15 protein-coding genes and 1 pseudogene are annotated in these 13,207 nt (G+C 49.2%); all 16 read left to right on the forward strand.

What is annotated here, in order from left to right; all coding sequences use genetic code 11:
• Window positions 1-13 precede the first annotated feature (13 nt).
• The gene (rnpA, locus tag ABIK47_03980; GenBank protein ID MEO0019785.1) at window positions 14-367 is read left to right on the forward strand and encodes a ribonuclease P protein component; all 354 of its coding nucleotides are present in this window, start codon (window positions 14-16) and stop codon (window positions 365-367) included.
• The gene (yidD, locus tag ABIK47_03985; protein ID MEO0019786.1) at window positions 357-614 is read left to right on the forward strand and encodes a membrane protein insertion efficiency factor YidD; all 258 of its coding nucleotides are present in this window, start codon (window positions 357-359) and stop codon (window positions 612-614) included. Before rnpA ends, yidD begins: the two co-directional genes overlap by 11 nt.
• On the forward strand, window positions 611-2,161 hold the full coding sequence (locus ABIK47_03990) for a YidC/Oxa1 family insertase periplasmic-domain containing protein (protein MEO0019787.1): 1,551 nt from the start codon (window positions 611-613) through the stop codon (window positions 2,159-2,161). The genes yidD and ABIK47_03990 overlap by 4 nt, the downstream gene beginning before the upstream one ends.
• A complete protein-coding gene (locus ABIK47_03995) occupies window positions 2,119-2,658 on the forward strand; it encodes a KH domain-containing protein (protein ID MEO0019788.1) in 540 nt (179 codons plus the stop codon). Before ABIK47_03990 ends, ABIK47_03995 begins: the two co-directional genes overlap by 43 nt.
• Complete coding sequence (gene mnmE, locus ABIK47_04000; protein ID MEO0019789.1) at window positions 2,658-3,986, forward strand: tRNA uridine-5-carboxymethylaminomethyl(34) synthesis GTPase MnmE; 1,329 nt, start codon at window positions 2,658-2,660, stop codon at window positions 3,984-3,986. The genes ABIK47_03995 and mnmE overlap by 1 nt, the downstream gene beginning before the upstream one ends.
• The gene (locus ABIK47_04005; protein MEO0019790.1) at window positions 3,983-4,381 is read left to right on the forward strand and encodes a universal stress protein; all 399 of its coding nucleotides are present in this window, start codon (window positions 3,983-3,985) and stop codon (window positions 4,379-4,381) included. Before mnmE ends, ABIK47_04005 begins: the two co-directional genes overlap by 4 nt.
• Entirely contained in the window at window positions 4,381-4,845 is a 465-nt protein-coding gene (locus ABIK47_04010) for a PTS sugar transporter subunit IIA (GenBank protein ID MEO0019791.1), read from the forward strand. The genes ABIK47_04005 and ABIK47_04010 overlap by 1 nt, the downstream gene beginning before the upstream one ends.
• Window positions 4,814-5,383 carry a macro domain-containing protein gene (locus ABIK47_04015; GenBank protein ID MEO0019792.1) on the forward strand — a complete coding sequence of 190 codons (570 nt, stop codon included), beginning with the start codon at window positions 4,814-4,816 and terminating at the stop codon, window positions 5,381-5,383. The genes ABIK47_04010 and ABIK47_04015 overlap by 32 nt, the downstream gene beginning before the upstream one ends.
• Window positions 5,380-7,146 carry an arginine--tRNA ligase gene (gene argS / locus ABIK47_04020; GenBank protein MEO0019793.1) on the forward strand — a complete coding sequence of 589 codons (1,767 nt, stop codon included), beginning with the start codon at window positions 5,380-5,382 and terminating at the stop codon, window positions 7,144-7,146. The genes ABIK47_04015 and argS overlap by 4 nt, the downstream gene beginning before the upstream one ends.
• 33 nt (window positions 7,147-7,179) lie before the next feature.
• Window positions 7,180-8,403: a cysteine desulfurase family protein gene (locus tag ABIK47_04025; protein ID MEO0019794.1), complete on the forward strand. Its 1,224-nt coding sequence runs from the start codon at window positions 7,180-7,182 to the stop codon at window positions 8,401-8,403.
• Between the two features lie 8 nt (window positions 8,404-8,411).
• Window positions 8,412-8,777, forward strand: a pseudogene (gene nifU, locus ABIK47_04030) (Fe-S cluster assembly scaffold protein NifU).
• Between the two features lie 173 nt (window positions 8,778-8,950).
• Window positions 8,951-9,232 (forward strand): glutaredoxin family protein, encoded by a 282-nt coding sequence (locus tag ABIK47_04035; GenBank protein MEO0019795.1) that lies wholly within the window; start codon window positions 8,951-8,953, stop codon window positions 9,230-9,232.
• Window positions 9,233-9,234: 2 nt separating this feature from the next.
• Window positions 9,235-9,747 carry a ferredoxin-thioredoxin reductase catalytic domain-containing protein gene (locus ABIK47_04040; protein MEO0019796.1) on the forward strand — a complete coding sequence of 171 codons (513 nt, stop codon included), beginning with the start codon at window positions 9,235-9,237 and terminating at the stop codon, window positions 9,745-9,747.
• An 8-nt stretch (window positions 9,748-9,755) separates the two neighbouring features.
• Entirely contained in the window at window positions 9,756-10,043 is a 288-nt protein-coding gene (locus ABIK47_04045; protein MEO0019797.1) for an MTH1187 family thiamine-binding protein, read from the forward strand.
• Between the two features lie 229 nt (window positions 10,044-10,272).
• Window positions 10,273-10,944: a helix-turn-helix transcriptional regulator gene (locus ABIK47_04050; protein ID MEO0019798.1), complete on the forward strand. Its 672-nt coding sequence runs from the start codon at window positions 10,273-10,275 to the stop codon at window positions 10,942-10,944.
• 3 nt (window positions 10,945-10,947) lie between these two features.
• A complete protein-coding gene (locus tag ABIK47_04055) occupies window positions 10,948-13,092 on the forward strand; it encodes a hypothetical protein (GenBank protein ID MEO0019799.1) in 2,145 nt (714 codons plus the stop codon).
• Window positions 13,093-13,207 lie beyond the last annotated feature (115 nt).

The raw sequence follows: 13,207 nt of genomic DNA on the forward strand, positions 1-13,207 counted from the left end.
CACAGGTTGTCCGATGCGCGAGAGTCTGAAAAGAGAGGAGATTATCCGGCGTCGCCGCGATATCGGCGCGGTGATGAGCACGGGCAAAAGGGTGGATTCCGAACCTTTTACCTTGCGCTACAAGGAGCGTGAAGCGAGCTTTCCTTCACGGCGGGTCGCGTTTCTGTTAAACGGAAAAATCAAAGGGGCGGTTGTTCGCAACCGGCTCAAGCGCCGGTTAAGGGAAATCTTTCGGCGCAACAAGCACTGGTTTCCTTCAGGTTATGACTATATAATTCAGGTGCGCCTCGGTGCCGAAGGGCTGAAATTTGATGGGTTAAAAGAAAGGCTCAAAACACTTGCCGGAAAGGTGGAAAATGTTGGCTGATCTGCTTAAGTTCTTTATCCGGGGTTATCAGTTTACACTGGGAACGGTTCTGCCCAACTCCTGCCGTTTTCAACCATCCTGTTCTCATTATGCCTTTGAGGCAATCAGCCGTTATGGGGCCGGCAAGGGAATGGTTTTGGCACTGAAACGGGTTTTACGCTGCCATCCGTTTTCTTCTGGAGGCTATGACCCGGTGCCGGATAGTATTTGTCGAGGAGTCGGCAATAACCAAAAGGAGCGAATTTGAGTTCAGACAGTCTGCGGATGATAATCGGATTCGCATTAATAATGGTGATTTTAATTCTCTGGCAGGTGCTTTTGCCACAGAGAAGACAACCGGTATCCCAGCCACAACCAGCACCCGCAGTAGGAGAGCCGGAAACGGTGGCGGTAGCAGCGGTTTTGAAACCAGCAGAGTTTATTGTTCCAGAAACGACCTTTTTTCTTGAAAATCAATTTCTCCGGCTGGAGTTATCCAGCCGTGGTGGGGCAATCAAATCCTGTTATCTGAAAAAATATTCGGTACAACTTGTGCCTGAAAAGCAGACAATTTTAGGAACCGAAGAAATCAGCCACCTCCCCCCCACCGGTTTCAATCTCTCCGAATCAACCGTCGCTTTTAGTTATCTCACCTCTGAAGGTATTCTAACCAAAACCTGGAAACTGGGCGGTGATTATTCCCTTGACCTCATCCTTGAGCTGCCCGGCGAAAACACCGTTTTAACCTTTGATGCCCGCGCCGGAATCAACCTTACCGAAAATAATGTCAAGGAGGATTTGGCAAACTTCCATTTCTACGCCCATAACCAGGGCAAGATTCATCAGATTGCTGCTAACAGTCTGCGAAAGAAGCCTTTTGTTACTGCGGCTGACTGGGTCGGGCTGAAGTCAAAGTATTTCTTTCTTGCCCTGGTCAGTAAAGACAGCCGTTTTGATTCCTGCCGGGCAGAGGTGCTTGATGACGGCAGGATTGGATTTAAGGCTGAGGTGCGGGCGGCAGGAAAGGAAAAAGGCTTTTTAGTGTATCTCGGACCGGTTGAATACAACCGGCTCAAATCCTTTGGCTTGGGGTTTGAGAATGTTGTCAGTTTAGGCTGGCTCAAACCCATTGCCCTCGGCATTCTCTATCTCCTGCGCCTTTTCTTCACCATTGTCCGCAACTGGGGTGGTGCGATTGTCCTCTTTTCGATACTGATGAAGGTAGCATTTTATCCTTTAACGAGAACCCAAACCCGGCAGATGCGGCAGTTGCAACTGCTGCAGCCGAAGATTGAGGAACTGAAAAAGAAGTACAAAAACGACCCTCAGACGCTGAATCAGGAGACGATGCGACTTTATCAAATGTACAAGGTGAACCCGGTTTCCGGGTGTCTGCCCCTTTTAGTCCAGATGCCGGTATTTTTTGCCCTTTATACGGTCCTGCGCAACTTTATTGAACTCAGGGGTGCCGGATTTATTTTATGGCTCAAGGACCTTTCCCAGCCCGATACCCTGTTCGGGCATTTACCTTCAGGAATACCATTGGTCGGTGGGTTTGCGATTGGCTTGCTCCCGATTTTGATGGGGGCGTCCTTCATCGCCCAGAACCTGTTAACAGCCACCGACAAGCGGAACTGGGCGATGACCATCATCTTCCCGATTTTTATTACTGCAATCTTTCTCAACCTTTCCAGCGGATTGCAGTTGTACTGGTTTATTTATAACATCCTCTCAATTTTGGAGAGTCTGATTGCAACCAAAGGAGGCGTAATATGGCAACGATTCAGGAAAACCCCGAATTTGGGGGTGAGTTAAAACCGGCTGACCCGGAAAATGTTCAAAGTTTAGATGAGGCAGGGGTGATTGCTCAGGTCACCCAGACGCTTATCAACCATGTTGGCGTCCGTGCCAAGGTGGAGGTGACAAAGACGGGGGAAGGCTATCTTGCCAACATCAATACCAAGCGCGGTGCTATTCTCATTGGCAGACGCGGGGCAACTTTGAAAGCGCTCCAGCACCTGGTGAGGACAATTGTGAGGCGCCAGTATCCAGATGTACCACCGATTACGGTTGATGTTGCCAACTATCTCCAGCGCCGGGACAATTTTCTCCGTAAGAAGGCCTTGGCGGTTGCCAAAATTGTTACCGAGACTAAAAGGGAGATGGCACTTGACTTCTTAAGCGAAAAAGAACTCGCGGTTGTCCGGGAGGCGCTGAGCGCAATGCCTCAGGTCAGAGTTTATGCGGTTGGTACCGGCTCGCGCCGAAATGTGGTGATTGCGCCGATAGAAACCGAAGAGAAGTCCGGTTGATGCGAAAGGACACGATTGTTGCGCCAGCAACAGCGGCGGGGGTGAGCGGACTGGCGATTGTGCGGCTTTCAGGACCGAAAACATTTGCGGTTCTCAGTCGTCTTCTGCCCGGAGATAGGGTCAGCAGCCAGCCTTCATATACCGCCCGGTTGGTCTGGCTGAAAGATGAAAAGGGTGAGCCAGTCGACCAAGTAATGGTGACTGTTTTTCGCAAGCCCCGTTCCTATACCGGTGAGGATATGGCAGAAATCACCTGCCATGGTTCCCCATTCATCTACAATAAAATCACCGAGTTGTGTCAGAAACTGGGATGCCGTCTTGCCGAACCGGGCGAGTTTACCCAAAGAGCGGTTCTTAATGGTAAACTTACCCTCTCTCAGGCAGAGGCGATTTGGGCGTTGGTCAATGCCACCAATCCACTTGGGCACCGCACCGCAATTAAAGCCTACCAGGGTGCAACCAGTCGCCAGATAGCCGAACTTGCAGAGATGCTACGTGACCTCCACAGTGATGTGGAGTACCTTCTGGGTTTTGATGAAAACGAAGCAGTAGACACAAAATCTCTTGATAGTAAAACAAAGAATATATTGGTACAATTAACCCAGATGGTAAGAGACGTTGAACGCAGCCGGTTTCTATTTGAACCGGCAAGGGTAGCAATTGTTGGCAGGACTAATGTGGGAAAGTCGAGCCTCTTCAACAGACTCCTCGGTAATAACCGAGCAATCACCAGCTCAATTCCTAATACCACCCGGGACCGGATTGAAGCAAGCCTTTCCCTGGGGAACCTCCGTGTGAATCTCATTGACACTTGTGGTTTTCGAGTAGAAACCGAAGATCCGCTGGCACGAAAGGGCACGACAGAAACGAAGAAGGCAATTCAGGATGCTGATTTGCTTGCAATAGTGTTTGATGGGTCCCACACTCCGCGGAAAGATGACTGGGAAATCATTACCGCAACAGAAAAAAAGCCTAAGATTTTTGTTATCAACAAGAGCGACCTCACCTGCAGGTTTGACCCCCGATTTCTCCCGGGACGGGCAATCCGCGTCTCCTGTAAAACCGGGTACAATATCAACAGAGTCCGTGCTGCACTCATCCGCCATCTTCAACCCCGGTCCCTCTCATCTCCTCTAATAACCCTGCGCCAAATAGAGATAATCACTGAATGCCGCAACCACCTTATGGCGAGCCTTGCTTCTCAAAACCTGGAAACAAGGGCACAAGAAATCAAATCTGCCCTCGAGGCACTGGGAAAGATTGACTCCCCATTAGAAACCGATGATATCCTTAACCGCATATTTGCCCGGTTCTGTATTGGCAAATGATTAAACAAATCCTCGTCTGGGTCAATGACACCGAGGAGTTTCGTTCTGCCGCCATTTGGGCTCTTGAACTTGCTCGCGCCCTTTCTGCTCGGGTTTATGCAGTTTATATTATACCTCTTGATATTAAAACCAAAAAAGGTAAGAGGTTAGACCCTGAAAAGGAGGAAAAGGCATGGGAGGTGCTTTATGAGATTGAGGATGATGCGTTTGAGCGCAATGTCCGAGTTTCATTGCTTTTGGAAACCGGTGAACCGCTCACGCGCATTTGTGAATTGATTGCCAATTACAAAACCGACCTGCTTGTCGTCAGTGCCTCCTCCACGCTTTCAGCGAATGAAATTATCAGGCACTCACCCAAGCCGGTCATCTTTTACAAACATCCTAAGGAGGAGTGATGATCAAAAAGGTTTCGGAACTACTCCGACCAACAGCAATAATACTTTCTCTCCAATCAAAGGAAAAAAACGGGGTAATTGGTGAACTTACTGCCCCTTTGATCGCTGAAGGTTTGGTTACGGATGAAAAGGAGTTTATCGCCGCCATCCTCAGGCGGGAAAACCTTGAAAGTACCGGCATCGGGTTCGGGGTTGCGATACCCCATGCCCGCACTGACTCGGTCAAGACCGCGGTGCTTGCCTTTGGCAGGTCAAAAAAAGGGGTGGATTTCTCCAGCCTCGATGGCAAACCTTCCCATCTCATCTTCCTAATTGCCGCTCCGGAAGCAATGAAACGGGAATATATCTGGACCCTGGCAAAACTATCAAGCCTTTTGCGCCGAGATGAGGTCCGGAAAGGCTTGGATGATGCCCAGACGGTTGAAGAGGTTTATGCCGTTATCGAACAGTATGAGCGCTACTGAAAAAGTCATAAAACGGTTCGGTGATTTTACCATTACCGTTGTCTTGGGCGACATTACCGAACAGGAAACCGAGGCAATCGTCAATGCTGCCAATAATCATCTCTGGATGGGAGGTGGGGTTGCCGGCGCCATCAAGCGTAAGGGTGGGGTTGAAATTGAACAGGAGGCAATGAGTCAGGGACCGATTGAGCCAGGTGCGGCAGTGACCACATCTGCGGGCAGGTTGCGGGCAAAGTACTGCATCCATGCAGCAGTGATGGGTCAGGACCTTACCACCACTGCTGAATTGATTGTCAGGGCAACCAAAAGTGCCCTTCTTGAAGCCAAGCGACTCAAAGTTGAGTCAATTTCCTTTCCTGCTCTCGGCACCGGTGTTGGGGGCTTTCCTTTTTCCGCCTGTGCCCGCTTGATGATTGGTGCGGTGATGAGCCACTCCCGCGCCAACGATTATCCCAAAGAGGTCAGGTTCGTCCTTTTTGACCAGAGCGCCTATGAGGCATTTGTCCAGGTGCTCTTGGCTTCTCCAGAAAAACAATGAGCCAATCGCAAGCCAATTACTTCCTCTTTCGCTCTCGGGAGATGTTGTATGAAAGGTTTGCCAGCCTGGGTTACAAAATTGAAATTGAGGAAATCCGGGAAGGCGAAGCAGGAATTGGTGCGGACATTGCCGTGCCTGTTTTCCGTCTGGCAAGGACAACTGGGGTTAACCCTATTACCCTTGCTGAATCAATCGCTCAACGGCTTGACCTTGCTGATTCCCCTTTTTCCTCGGTTCAGGCGCTTAAAGGTTATGTCAACTTCAAGTTTAATCCAAGAGTCCTTGCACGGGAGGTTTTTGCCGATTATCAGACAAACCCTTTAAAATACGGTAGCGGTGAATTAGGCAGAGGCAAAACAATTGTTATTGACTACTCCTCACCCAATATTGCCAAGCCGTTCTCAGTGGGGCATCTGCGTTCCACGCTCATCGGTCAGGCGCTTCACAATATCTTCACCTATTTAGGTTACAAAGTGATTGGCGACAACCATCTCGGCGACTGGGGAACCCAGTTTGGCAAACTCCTCTGCGCATTTGAGCTCTGGGGCGAAGAAAAAAGGCTGGAGCAAAACCCAACCTCCCATCTCTTAGAACTTTATGTCCGATTCCACGAACAGGCAAAACAGGACAAAACCCTAATTTCAAAGGCAAGGGAGTGGTTTCGCCGGCTGGAAACTGGTGACCCGATTGCCCGTTCCCGCTGGCAGCAGTTTGTCCGGTTAAGCAAAAAAGAGTTTGAGCGCATCTATGATTTGCTGGGGGTAAGGTTTGATGTTACTCTTGGAGAAAGTTTTTATGCCGACCGGGTTAAAGATGTAATTGAACAGGCGCTGAAAAAGGGTGTTGCCCGTAAGGAGAAACCGCCCGCTAATGTCAGGGGTGACGATGAGGAATTTCAGGAAGAGGAAGGGGTTGTCCTGATTCCCCTGGATGATTTTGGTATCAAGGTCCCGCTTATCTTGCAGAAATCGGATGGCACCAGCCTTTACGCTACCAGAGAAATTGCCACTGCCGAATATCGTATTGAAACCTGGCACCCGGAGAAGATTCTTTATGTTGTTGGTAAAGAGCAGGAGTTTTACTTCAAACAGTTCAACGCCGCCCTGCAACTGTTAGGGTATAATGTCCCCTGCGTCCATGTGAACTTCGGACTGGTGCGTCTGCCTGAAGGCAGGCTTTCTACAAGAGAGGGCAGAATCATTCTGTTGGAGGATGTGATTAACGAGGCGATTGAACGGGCAAAGGCAATTGTGGTGGAGCGCGAGTTGACCGCAGAAGAAAAGGAGGAGATTGCCCGCAAGGTTGGGATCGGTGCCATTAAGTATGCTGACCTCTCTCAGAACCGTATCAAGGAGGTGGTATTTGACTGGAACCGGATGCTGGCGCTTGATGGTGATTCAGCACCCTATCTCCAGTATGCCTATACCCGCACCCGCTCAATCCTGCGCAAGGCAGAAAAATTGAACCGTTCACTTGCTGACCCAAGCCTGCTTGTCGCACCTGAAGAGCAAAAACTCCTTCTTCACATCGCCCGTTTCCCCGAGAGCATCCTTGCGGCTGCCCAAAATTATGAACCCCATCGCATTGCCAACAGGCTCTACAGCCTTGCCCGTGATTTTTCTCTCTTCTACGACCGGGTGCCTGTTCTCAAAGCCGAAACCAAGGAACTTTGTGCCAGCCGGCTTGCCTTAGTGGAGATGACCGGCACAGTTATAAAAATCGGGCTCAACCTCTTGGGCATTGATGTCCTTGAACGGATGTAAAATCCTTTTGTCCGGTAATCAAGTCTAACAGTTATGCGTCGGGTTTATTTTGACCATCTTGCCGCTACCCCGCTTTTGCCTGAGGCGCTGGAGGCGATGATGCCCTTTCTCAGAGAGGATTTTGGGAATCCGAGCAGTTTGCACCAATTTGGCACCAAGGCATTTCAGGCGCTAACAACCGCAAGGGAACAGGTTGCCAGCCTGATTAATGCCCAGCCTGAGGGAATCATTTTTACCTCCTCCGCATCAGAAAGTAATAACCTTGCCATTAAAGGTCTGGGACTGGCAAACAAAACAAAGGGCAATCATATTATTGTATCCGCGATTGAGCACCCATCGGTGCTGGTGCCGGTGAAAAATCTCAAGCGGCTTGGGTTTGAGTTCACCATCGTGGATGTTGACCCATTCGGCAGGGTTAATCCAGAAGCGGTTGTTAATGCGATAAGACCGGAAACGGTTCTCGTTTCGGTTATGCATGCCAATTATGAAATCGGGACAATCCAGCCCCTCAAGGAGATAGTTAAACTCTGCCACCAAAAGGGTGTGCCTGTCCATGCTGATGGCACGGCAGCAATGGGTAGAATTCCGGTTGATGTTAAAGAACTTGATGTTGATGCCTACTCATTTTCTGCCCAGTCATTTTATGGACCAAAAGGCGCTGCTGCACTTTACCTAAAGCCTGGAACCCGCATCCTTCCTTTGATTGAAGGCGGGATTCAGGAAAAGGGGCGGCGTGCCGGAACCGAAAATGTTGCTGCAATAGTTGGTATGGGCAGGGCAGCAGTAATAACAAAGGAGAAACTTGCCCAATGGGCAGGAAATATGAAGCGGCTTGAACAGAGATTGAGAAATGAACTGCCCAAAAGGGTGGAAAGGCTTGTCTTTACCGGTCATCCTGTTGAAAGGTTGCCCGGCGTTGTCAGTATGTGTGTTGAGTTTGTTGAGGGTGAGGCGCTCCTTCTGTCTCTTGATGATGAGGGTATTGCTATTGCATCCGGTTCTGCCTGCACCGCGCGCACGCTCAAGGCATCCCATGTTCTTTTGGCAATCGGACTTCCCCATGCCATTGCCCAGTCCTCTCTGCTTCTAACATTAGGCAAGGACAATAACGATGATGATGTTAGTTATTTCCTTGAGCGCTTCCCTCCAATTGTTGAGCGGTTGCGCAAACTTTCTCCGCTATATGCCAAATATCTTAAGGGCGAAAACCCCTATGAGTTCAAAACTGGACAAGGACATAATCACGAGGAAAATTAGGAGTTAATATGTATTCAGAAAAGGTAATGGAGCATTTTCGCAACCCGCGCAATGTCGGTGAGATTGAAGATGCGGACGGCATTGGCGAGGTTGGCAATCCGGTCTGTGGTGATATGATGACATTTTACATCAAGGTTAAGGATAACATCATCACCGATGTGAAGTTCAAGACCTTTGGGTGTGGTGCGGCAATTGCGGTTTCATCAATGGTGAGCGAGATGGCAAAAGGGAAAACCATTGATGAGGCCTTAAAGATTACCAATGAACAGGTTGCAAAGGAGCTGGGTGGATTGCCACCGAATAAACTTCACTGCTCCAACTTGGGTGCGGATGCCCTGCACGCAGCAATCCAGGACTATCTGCGCAAACAGCAAAAGCCCGAAAAGGAGTGCCGCTGCCCATATTGTGACCAGCCGATTGCTGAAGGTTCAATCTGCCAGCCCTGCGCAGCCAGGGTTGATATCTGCCCTGATTGTAAAAAGCCGGTTCCCAAAGGTGCGGACACCTGTCCGCAATGCGGCAGAAAGATAAAATAAAAGGAGAGAAAATGCCATTTCAAAAGGTAAGTGGTAATAACAACCGGCATCAGGTAACACTTTATGCCCTTTCAACCTGCGGCTGGTGCAGAATGACAAAGGATTTGCTCAATGCCAACAACATTGAATATCAGTATATTGATGTTGACCTCTGCACCGGTCAGGAACGGAAGGAGATGATTAACAGGGTCAGGCAGCTTAATCCGCGCGGCTCATTTCCCACCTTGCAGATTGATGATAAGGTGGTGATTGGCTATGACGAGGAGCGGATAAAGGAGCTCTTGGAAATCTGATTATGGAAGAGGTTCTTTCTCCTGAGGTCAATGAGGTTTACGAGCGGTTGAAAAGGGAGGCAGAGGAGGGAGGATATCATCTAAATCCAGACAGAGATTTTACCCTTAAACTTATCAACGGTCTTTTGGTTAATGAAAAACGGTATGGTTATCGTGCCTGCCCGTGCCGGCTCGCATTGGGTGAAAAACAGAAGGACATTGACATCATCTGCCCGTGCTATTACCGCGACTCTGACCTTGAGGAGTTTGGTGCCTGCTATTGCGGTTTATATGTGAGTGAGGATTGGATTAAGGGGAAATTACCGCACAAATCCATTCCTGAGAGAAGACCGGCAAGGTTTGTGCTTGAGGGTTATTCAGAAACCGCTCCTGTCTCTGCCCAGCCTGAAAGAGCAAAACTTGCCTATCCGGTCTGGCGGTGCAAGGTCTGCGGGTATCTATGCGCCCGTCCTGAACCGCCAGGAAAATGCCCGATATGCAAGGCAGGCAAGGAACGGTTTGAGCGTTTTATGTGAGGAGGGTTATGGCAATTGTAGAGTTGAGCATCGTTCCGGTGGGCACAGGTTCAACCAGTGTCAGCCATTATGTTCGGGCTGCGCTTGCGGTCATCAAGAAAAGCGGCTTGAACTTCACGGTTAACCCGATGGGCACCTGCATTGAGGGTGAATTGGAGAAAATATTTTCCCTTGTTACCGAGATTCACCAGACCCTTGGCCAGATGGGTTGTGCAAGGCTGATTACAACCATCAAGATTGATGACCGCAGGGACAAGGCTCAAACAATGCAGGATAAGGTGGCTAAAGTAACTTAACCTCCCTGATATTACTCCTATTAAACCCTGCCATCCAAACCAGCCCAAGCCATCAATTTCTTAAATCAACCATTTTATGGCATATAAGCGTTAATAAATCAAATACTTATATCAATTTCCATTGCAGTCGGGGAGTGACCACCTGGGTGATTTCATTAAAAAATAAAGCAAAACACTTTTCTTGACTTCTATAAAGTTATATCTATTCTTGAGTAGATAATAGCAGTTTATGGGTAATAAGAAAAAGGCAAAGTTGGAAGGTCTTGAGGCATTGGGAGCAAGGCTTAAGGAGTTGCGGCTCAAGTCGGGAATATCTCAGATGAAACTTGCTGAACTCCTTGGCTTGAATCCCACCCATGGATATAAATACATCCTGCGCCTGGAAAAGGGTCTTGTTCCCAATCCCACAATGAGAACAATTACCGGCTACCTTAATGTTTGTGGCGCAAACTGGCAGGATATTGCCGATGTTCTGCCGGTAATCGGAACCGCAACGGCAGAATCCAAACAGGAGGAGAAAAAAACAGCAGAACCGGTTGTGCATCTCCCCTACCAGCCGGAAAAAACAAAAACCCAGCCCGAAGATAAACTCCTGTTAGTAACGGGGCTAAAGAAAAAGGAGGCTTCAACACCGGATTTCTGGCAACTGGTTGCAAAGGCGCAAAGGCTCTCCAATGAGGTTTTGCGCTTGCACCACCTTTCCCCAACCAGCCGGCGCCTTTTTTACTCTTTTGTCCGCGCGGTGTGTACGGTGGTTGCGCAAACGCCCCAGGAGGAGGCGGTTCCAAGCCAGTTAAATTCACTTATTAAACAGGCGGTGAAACAGGGGCTTGATGAAAATCTCCTCAACCGGCTCAAAACAGTCTGCCTCAACCTCTGGGCAGAAAAGGAAACTGGGTAAAGGGTGAAGACAGTTCAGGGATCAACCATTGCTTGCCGCTCGTTAATATTTCTGTTTTTTATCAAGAGCATCTTGTATTCCTTTGAGCCTCTTGTTCCTGAATCCGGCAGTCATTTTGCTGATACCGCAATTGCGCCCCATATCCGCTGCCATCTTTCCCAAAACCTCGCTCCCCATGCAAGAAATATCCTGAATGAGGCGCGGATTATCACGAGCCTTTATAACGCCTGGTTCGGTCCGGCACCTTTTCCTGAAATTGTGATTGTTGATAAAGGACTTATCAATGCGGACACCACCGTGGCAGAAAATACGGTCATTATCCAGCCGCCGGTTCCTTTTACCCGTCTATTTGAGCGCCACCTTGCCAAAGAGATTGCCCGCATCTGGTTTGATGGAAAAAAGTCAAACGAGCCGTTTCTTTCCTTTGGTCTGCCAGCATATTGTGCCAGCCGGTATCTTGAGGCTGTTTATGATGATGGCAACCTGCTTGACCTGCCAGCTCCTATTCCATTCCTTTCTAAAATCCCTGACCTTTATCTGCATCAGGTATATTTCTATGTTTTTGGGGTCAACAACCTCACTAAATCCCTTGACCAGTATGAAGAAAAGCCACCTGATGGGTTCACCATTAACGCCTTGGAATCCCAGACGGTTCTGCTTCTAAAGGTTCTTGAAGAGGAACTGGGCAAAGAGGTGATTGACAGTGGTATCAGGCGCTTTCGCCATTCTGCCAAAACTGTGCCGGCATTTCTTGCCTGCCTCAGCGCAACTAGTGGACCAGAAAAGGAGGTCCTTATCAATCGCCTTTTCCGTCAGGATGGCAGCCAGGATTTAAGGGTTGAGCGGGTTTTCCGTCAGGGTGAAAATGTGGTTATCAACCTGAAGGCGCGCACGCCGCTAAATTTCCCGATAGAGGTGAAAACGGTCTTTGCCGACAAATCCTTTCGGATTGACACGGTCAATTTGGGCAAAACACAGGTTATCTTTCCCACCGAAAAGAAGGTCAAACAGGTCCTCCTTGAGCCCAAAAACAGGGTTCTTGAGACTGACCGCTGGAACAACTTTTATCCCCGCAAGATTACATTTAGACCCATCTTTGCCCTGCCCGATTTTGAGGCTTATCAGATATTTTACGGACCCTGGTTCTGGTATGACAACTATCGGGGATTTCAGCCCGGAATCTGGTTTCAGGGCAGAAGGTTCATTGATGCTGGACCGGTGCGGGGAGAGCACAACTGGACCTTAATCCATAACTACGCCTCAAAAAAGTCCGACTGGCACACCGGCATAAGCTATCAAACCCCGGTGCTCTTTTACCCTAAACGGCTCAGGCTTTACATTGCGGCTGACAACTCCTTTCGCGACCGGGGCATCAAAACCTATTTTACTGCAGAAATCGGCCATCCCTTCCGCCTGCCCAAAAATGAGATTCAGTTTGGCTACCGGCTCTATGAACTGATTGATACCACTGGCAGGGACAGCCGCGCCTGGAACCGGGCAAGAACCGCAGAGATCAGAGCAAGGCTCTTTCGCACCCATAAATACCCATATTTCTCCTGCCGGCACGAGTTGCTATATGCTCAGGGTATGAAACCCATCCTCTCCCAATACAACTACTCCAAAATCAGCCTTGAGGAAAACCTCATTATCTCTCCCTTCAAACCCCTCTCCCTTTCCTTGCGCCTTTTTGCCGGTGCAATCAAGGGCAATGTCCCCTTGCAGGAGCGCTTCTATCTTTCGGGCGGGCTTTCCTATACCAATGCTGAACCAATCTCCTGGGCTTATGAAGGGATGGCATCTGGTCAGGAGCACTGGCACTACGATGGCGATGTTAACTGCCGGGGTTATTACGGTCTTTATCGCTCAGGCAGATTTGCCTATGGTATTAACATCCACCTTGTTCCCCCTCCTGAACTGGGCTTCCCCTTTTCTCTTATCCAGCCATTTTTTGACCTGGGCAATGTTGCCGACTCATTAAATCAATCCGAATTCTTCAAGCCGGTTCTTGATGCCGGTATCAGGTTAAAACTTGGACCGTTATATGCCGACTTTCCCATCTGGAAAAGCGCGCCCGAACCCAATGAAAACCAGTTCGCCTTTCGCTGGTCATTGGGCTTCAAACTTACCGGACTTGTTCCTGGTCTATAGGTTCTATCCGCAAAACTAAGAAAATGTGCCAGAATCCCGGTCAGTGACCAGCCCAGGGGGCGTCCCGGGGACAGTCCCCCCTACCCTTTCCCTTATCATCCCCTTTACCCCTTAC

This window comes from candidate division WOR-3 bacterium, from assembly GCA_039801245.1.
In the GTDB taxonomy this organism is placed as follows: Bacteria; Hydrothermota; Tepidihabitantia; order Tepidihabitantales; family Tepidihabitantaceae; genus JAOABP01.

Excerpts from the sequence above, each read along its gene's own strand:
- rnpA (MEO0019785.1), top strand. The coding sequence starts at position 14 with ATGCGCGAGAGTCTGAAAAGAGAGGAGATTATCCGGCGTCGCCGCGAT.
- yidD (MEO0019786.1), top strand. The coding sequence starts at position 357 with ATGTTGGCTGATCTGCTTAAGTTCTTTATCCGGGGTTATCAGTTTACA.
- ABIK47_03995 (MEO0019788.1), top strand. The coding sequence starts at position 2,119 with ATGGCAACGATTCAGGAAAACCCCGAATTTGGGGGTGAGTTAAAACCG.
- mnmE (MEO0019789.1), top strand. The coding sequence starts at position 2,658 with ATGCGAAAGGACACGATTGTTGCGCCAGCAACAGCGGCGGGGGTGAGC.
- ABIK47_04005 (MEO0019790.1), top strand. The coding sequence starts at position 3,983 with ATGATTAAACAAATCCTCGTCTGGGTCAATGACACCGAGGAGTTTCGT.
- ABIK47_04010 (MEO0019791.1), top strand. The coding sequence starts at position 4,381 with ATGATCAAAAAGGTTTCGGAACTACTCCGACCAACAGCAATAATACTT.
- ABIK47_04015 (MEO0019792.1), top strand. The coding sequence starts at position 4,814 with ATGCCGTTATCGAACAGTATGAGCGCTACTGAAAAAGTCATAAAACGG.
- argS (MEO0019793.1), top strand. The coding sequence starts at position 5,380 with ATGAGCCAATCGCAAGCCAATTACTTCCTCTTTCGCTCTCGGGAGATG.
- ABIK47_04025 (MEO0019794.1), top strand. The coding sequence starts at position 7,180 with ATGCGTCGGGTTTATTTTGACCATCTTGCCGCTACCCCGCTTTTGCCT.
- ABIK47_04035 (MEO0019795.1), top strand. The coding sequence starts at position 8,951 with ATGCCATTTCAAAAGGTAAGTGGTAATAACAACCGGCATCAGGTAACA.
- ABIK47_04040 (MEO0019796.1), top strand. The coding sequence starts at position 9,235 with ATGGAAGAGGTTCTTTCTCCTGAGGTCAATGAGGTTTACGAGCGGTTG.
- ABIK47_04045 (MEO0019797.1), top strand. The coding sequence starts at position 9,756 with ATGGCAATTGTAGAGTTGAGCATCGTTCCGGTGGGCACAGGTTCAACC.
- ABIK47_04050 (MEO0019798.1), top strand. The coding sequence starts at position 10,273 with ATGGGTAATAAGAAAAAGGCAAAGTTGGAAGGTCTTGAGGCATTGGGA.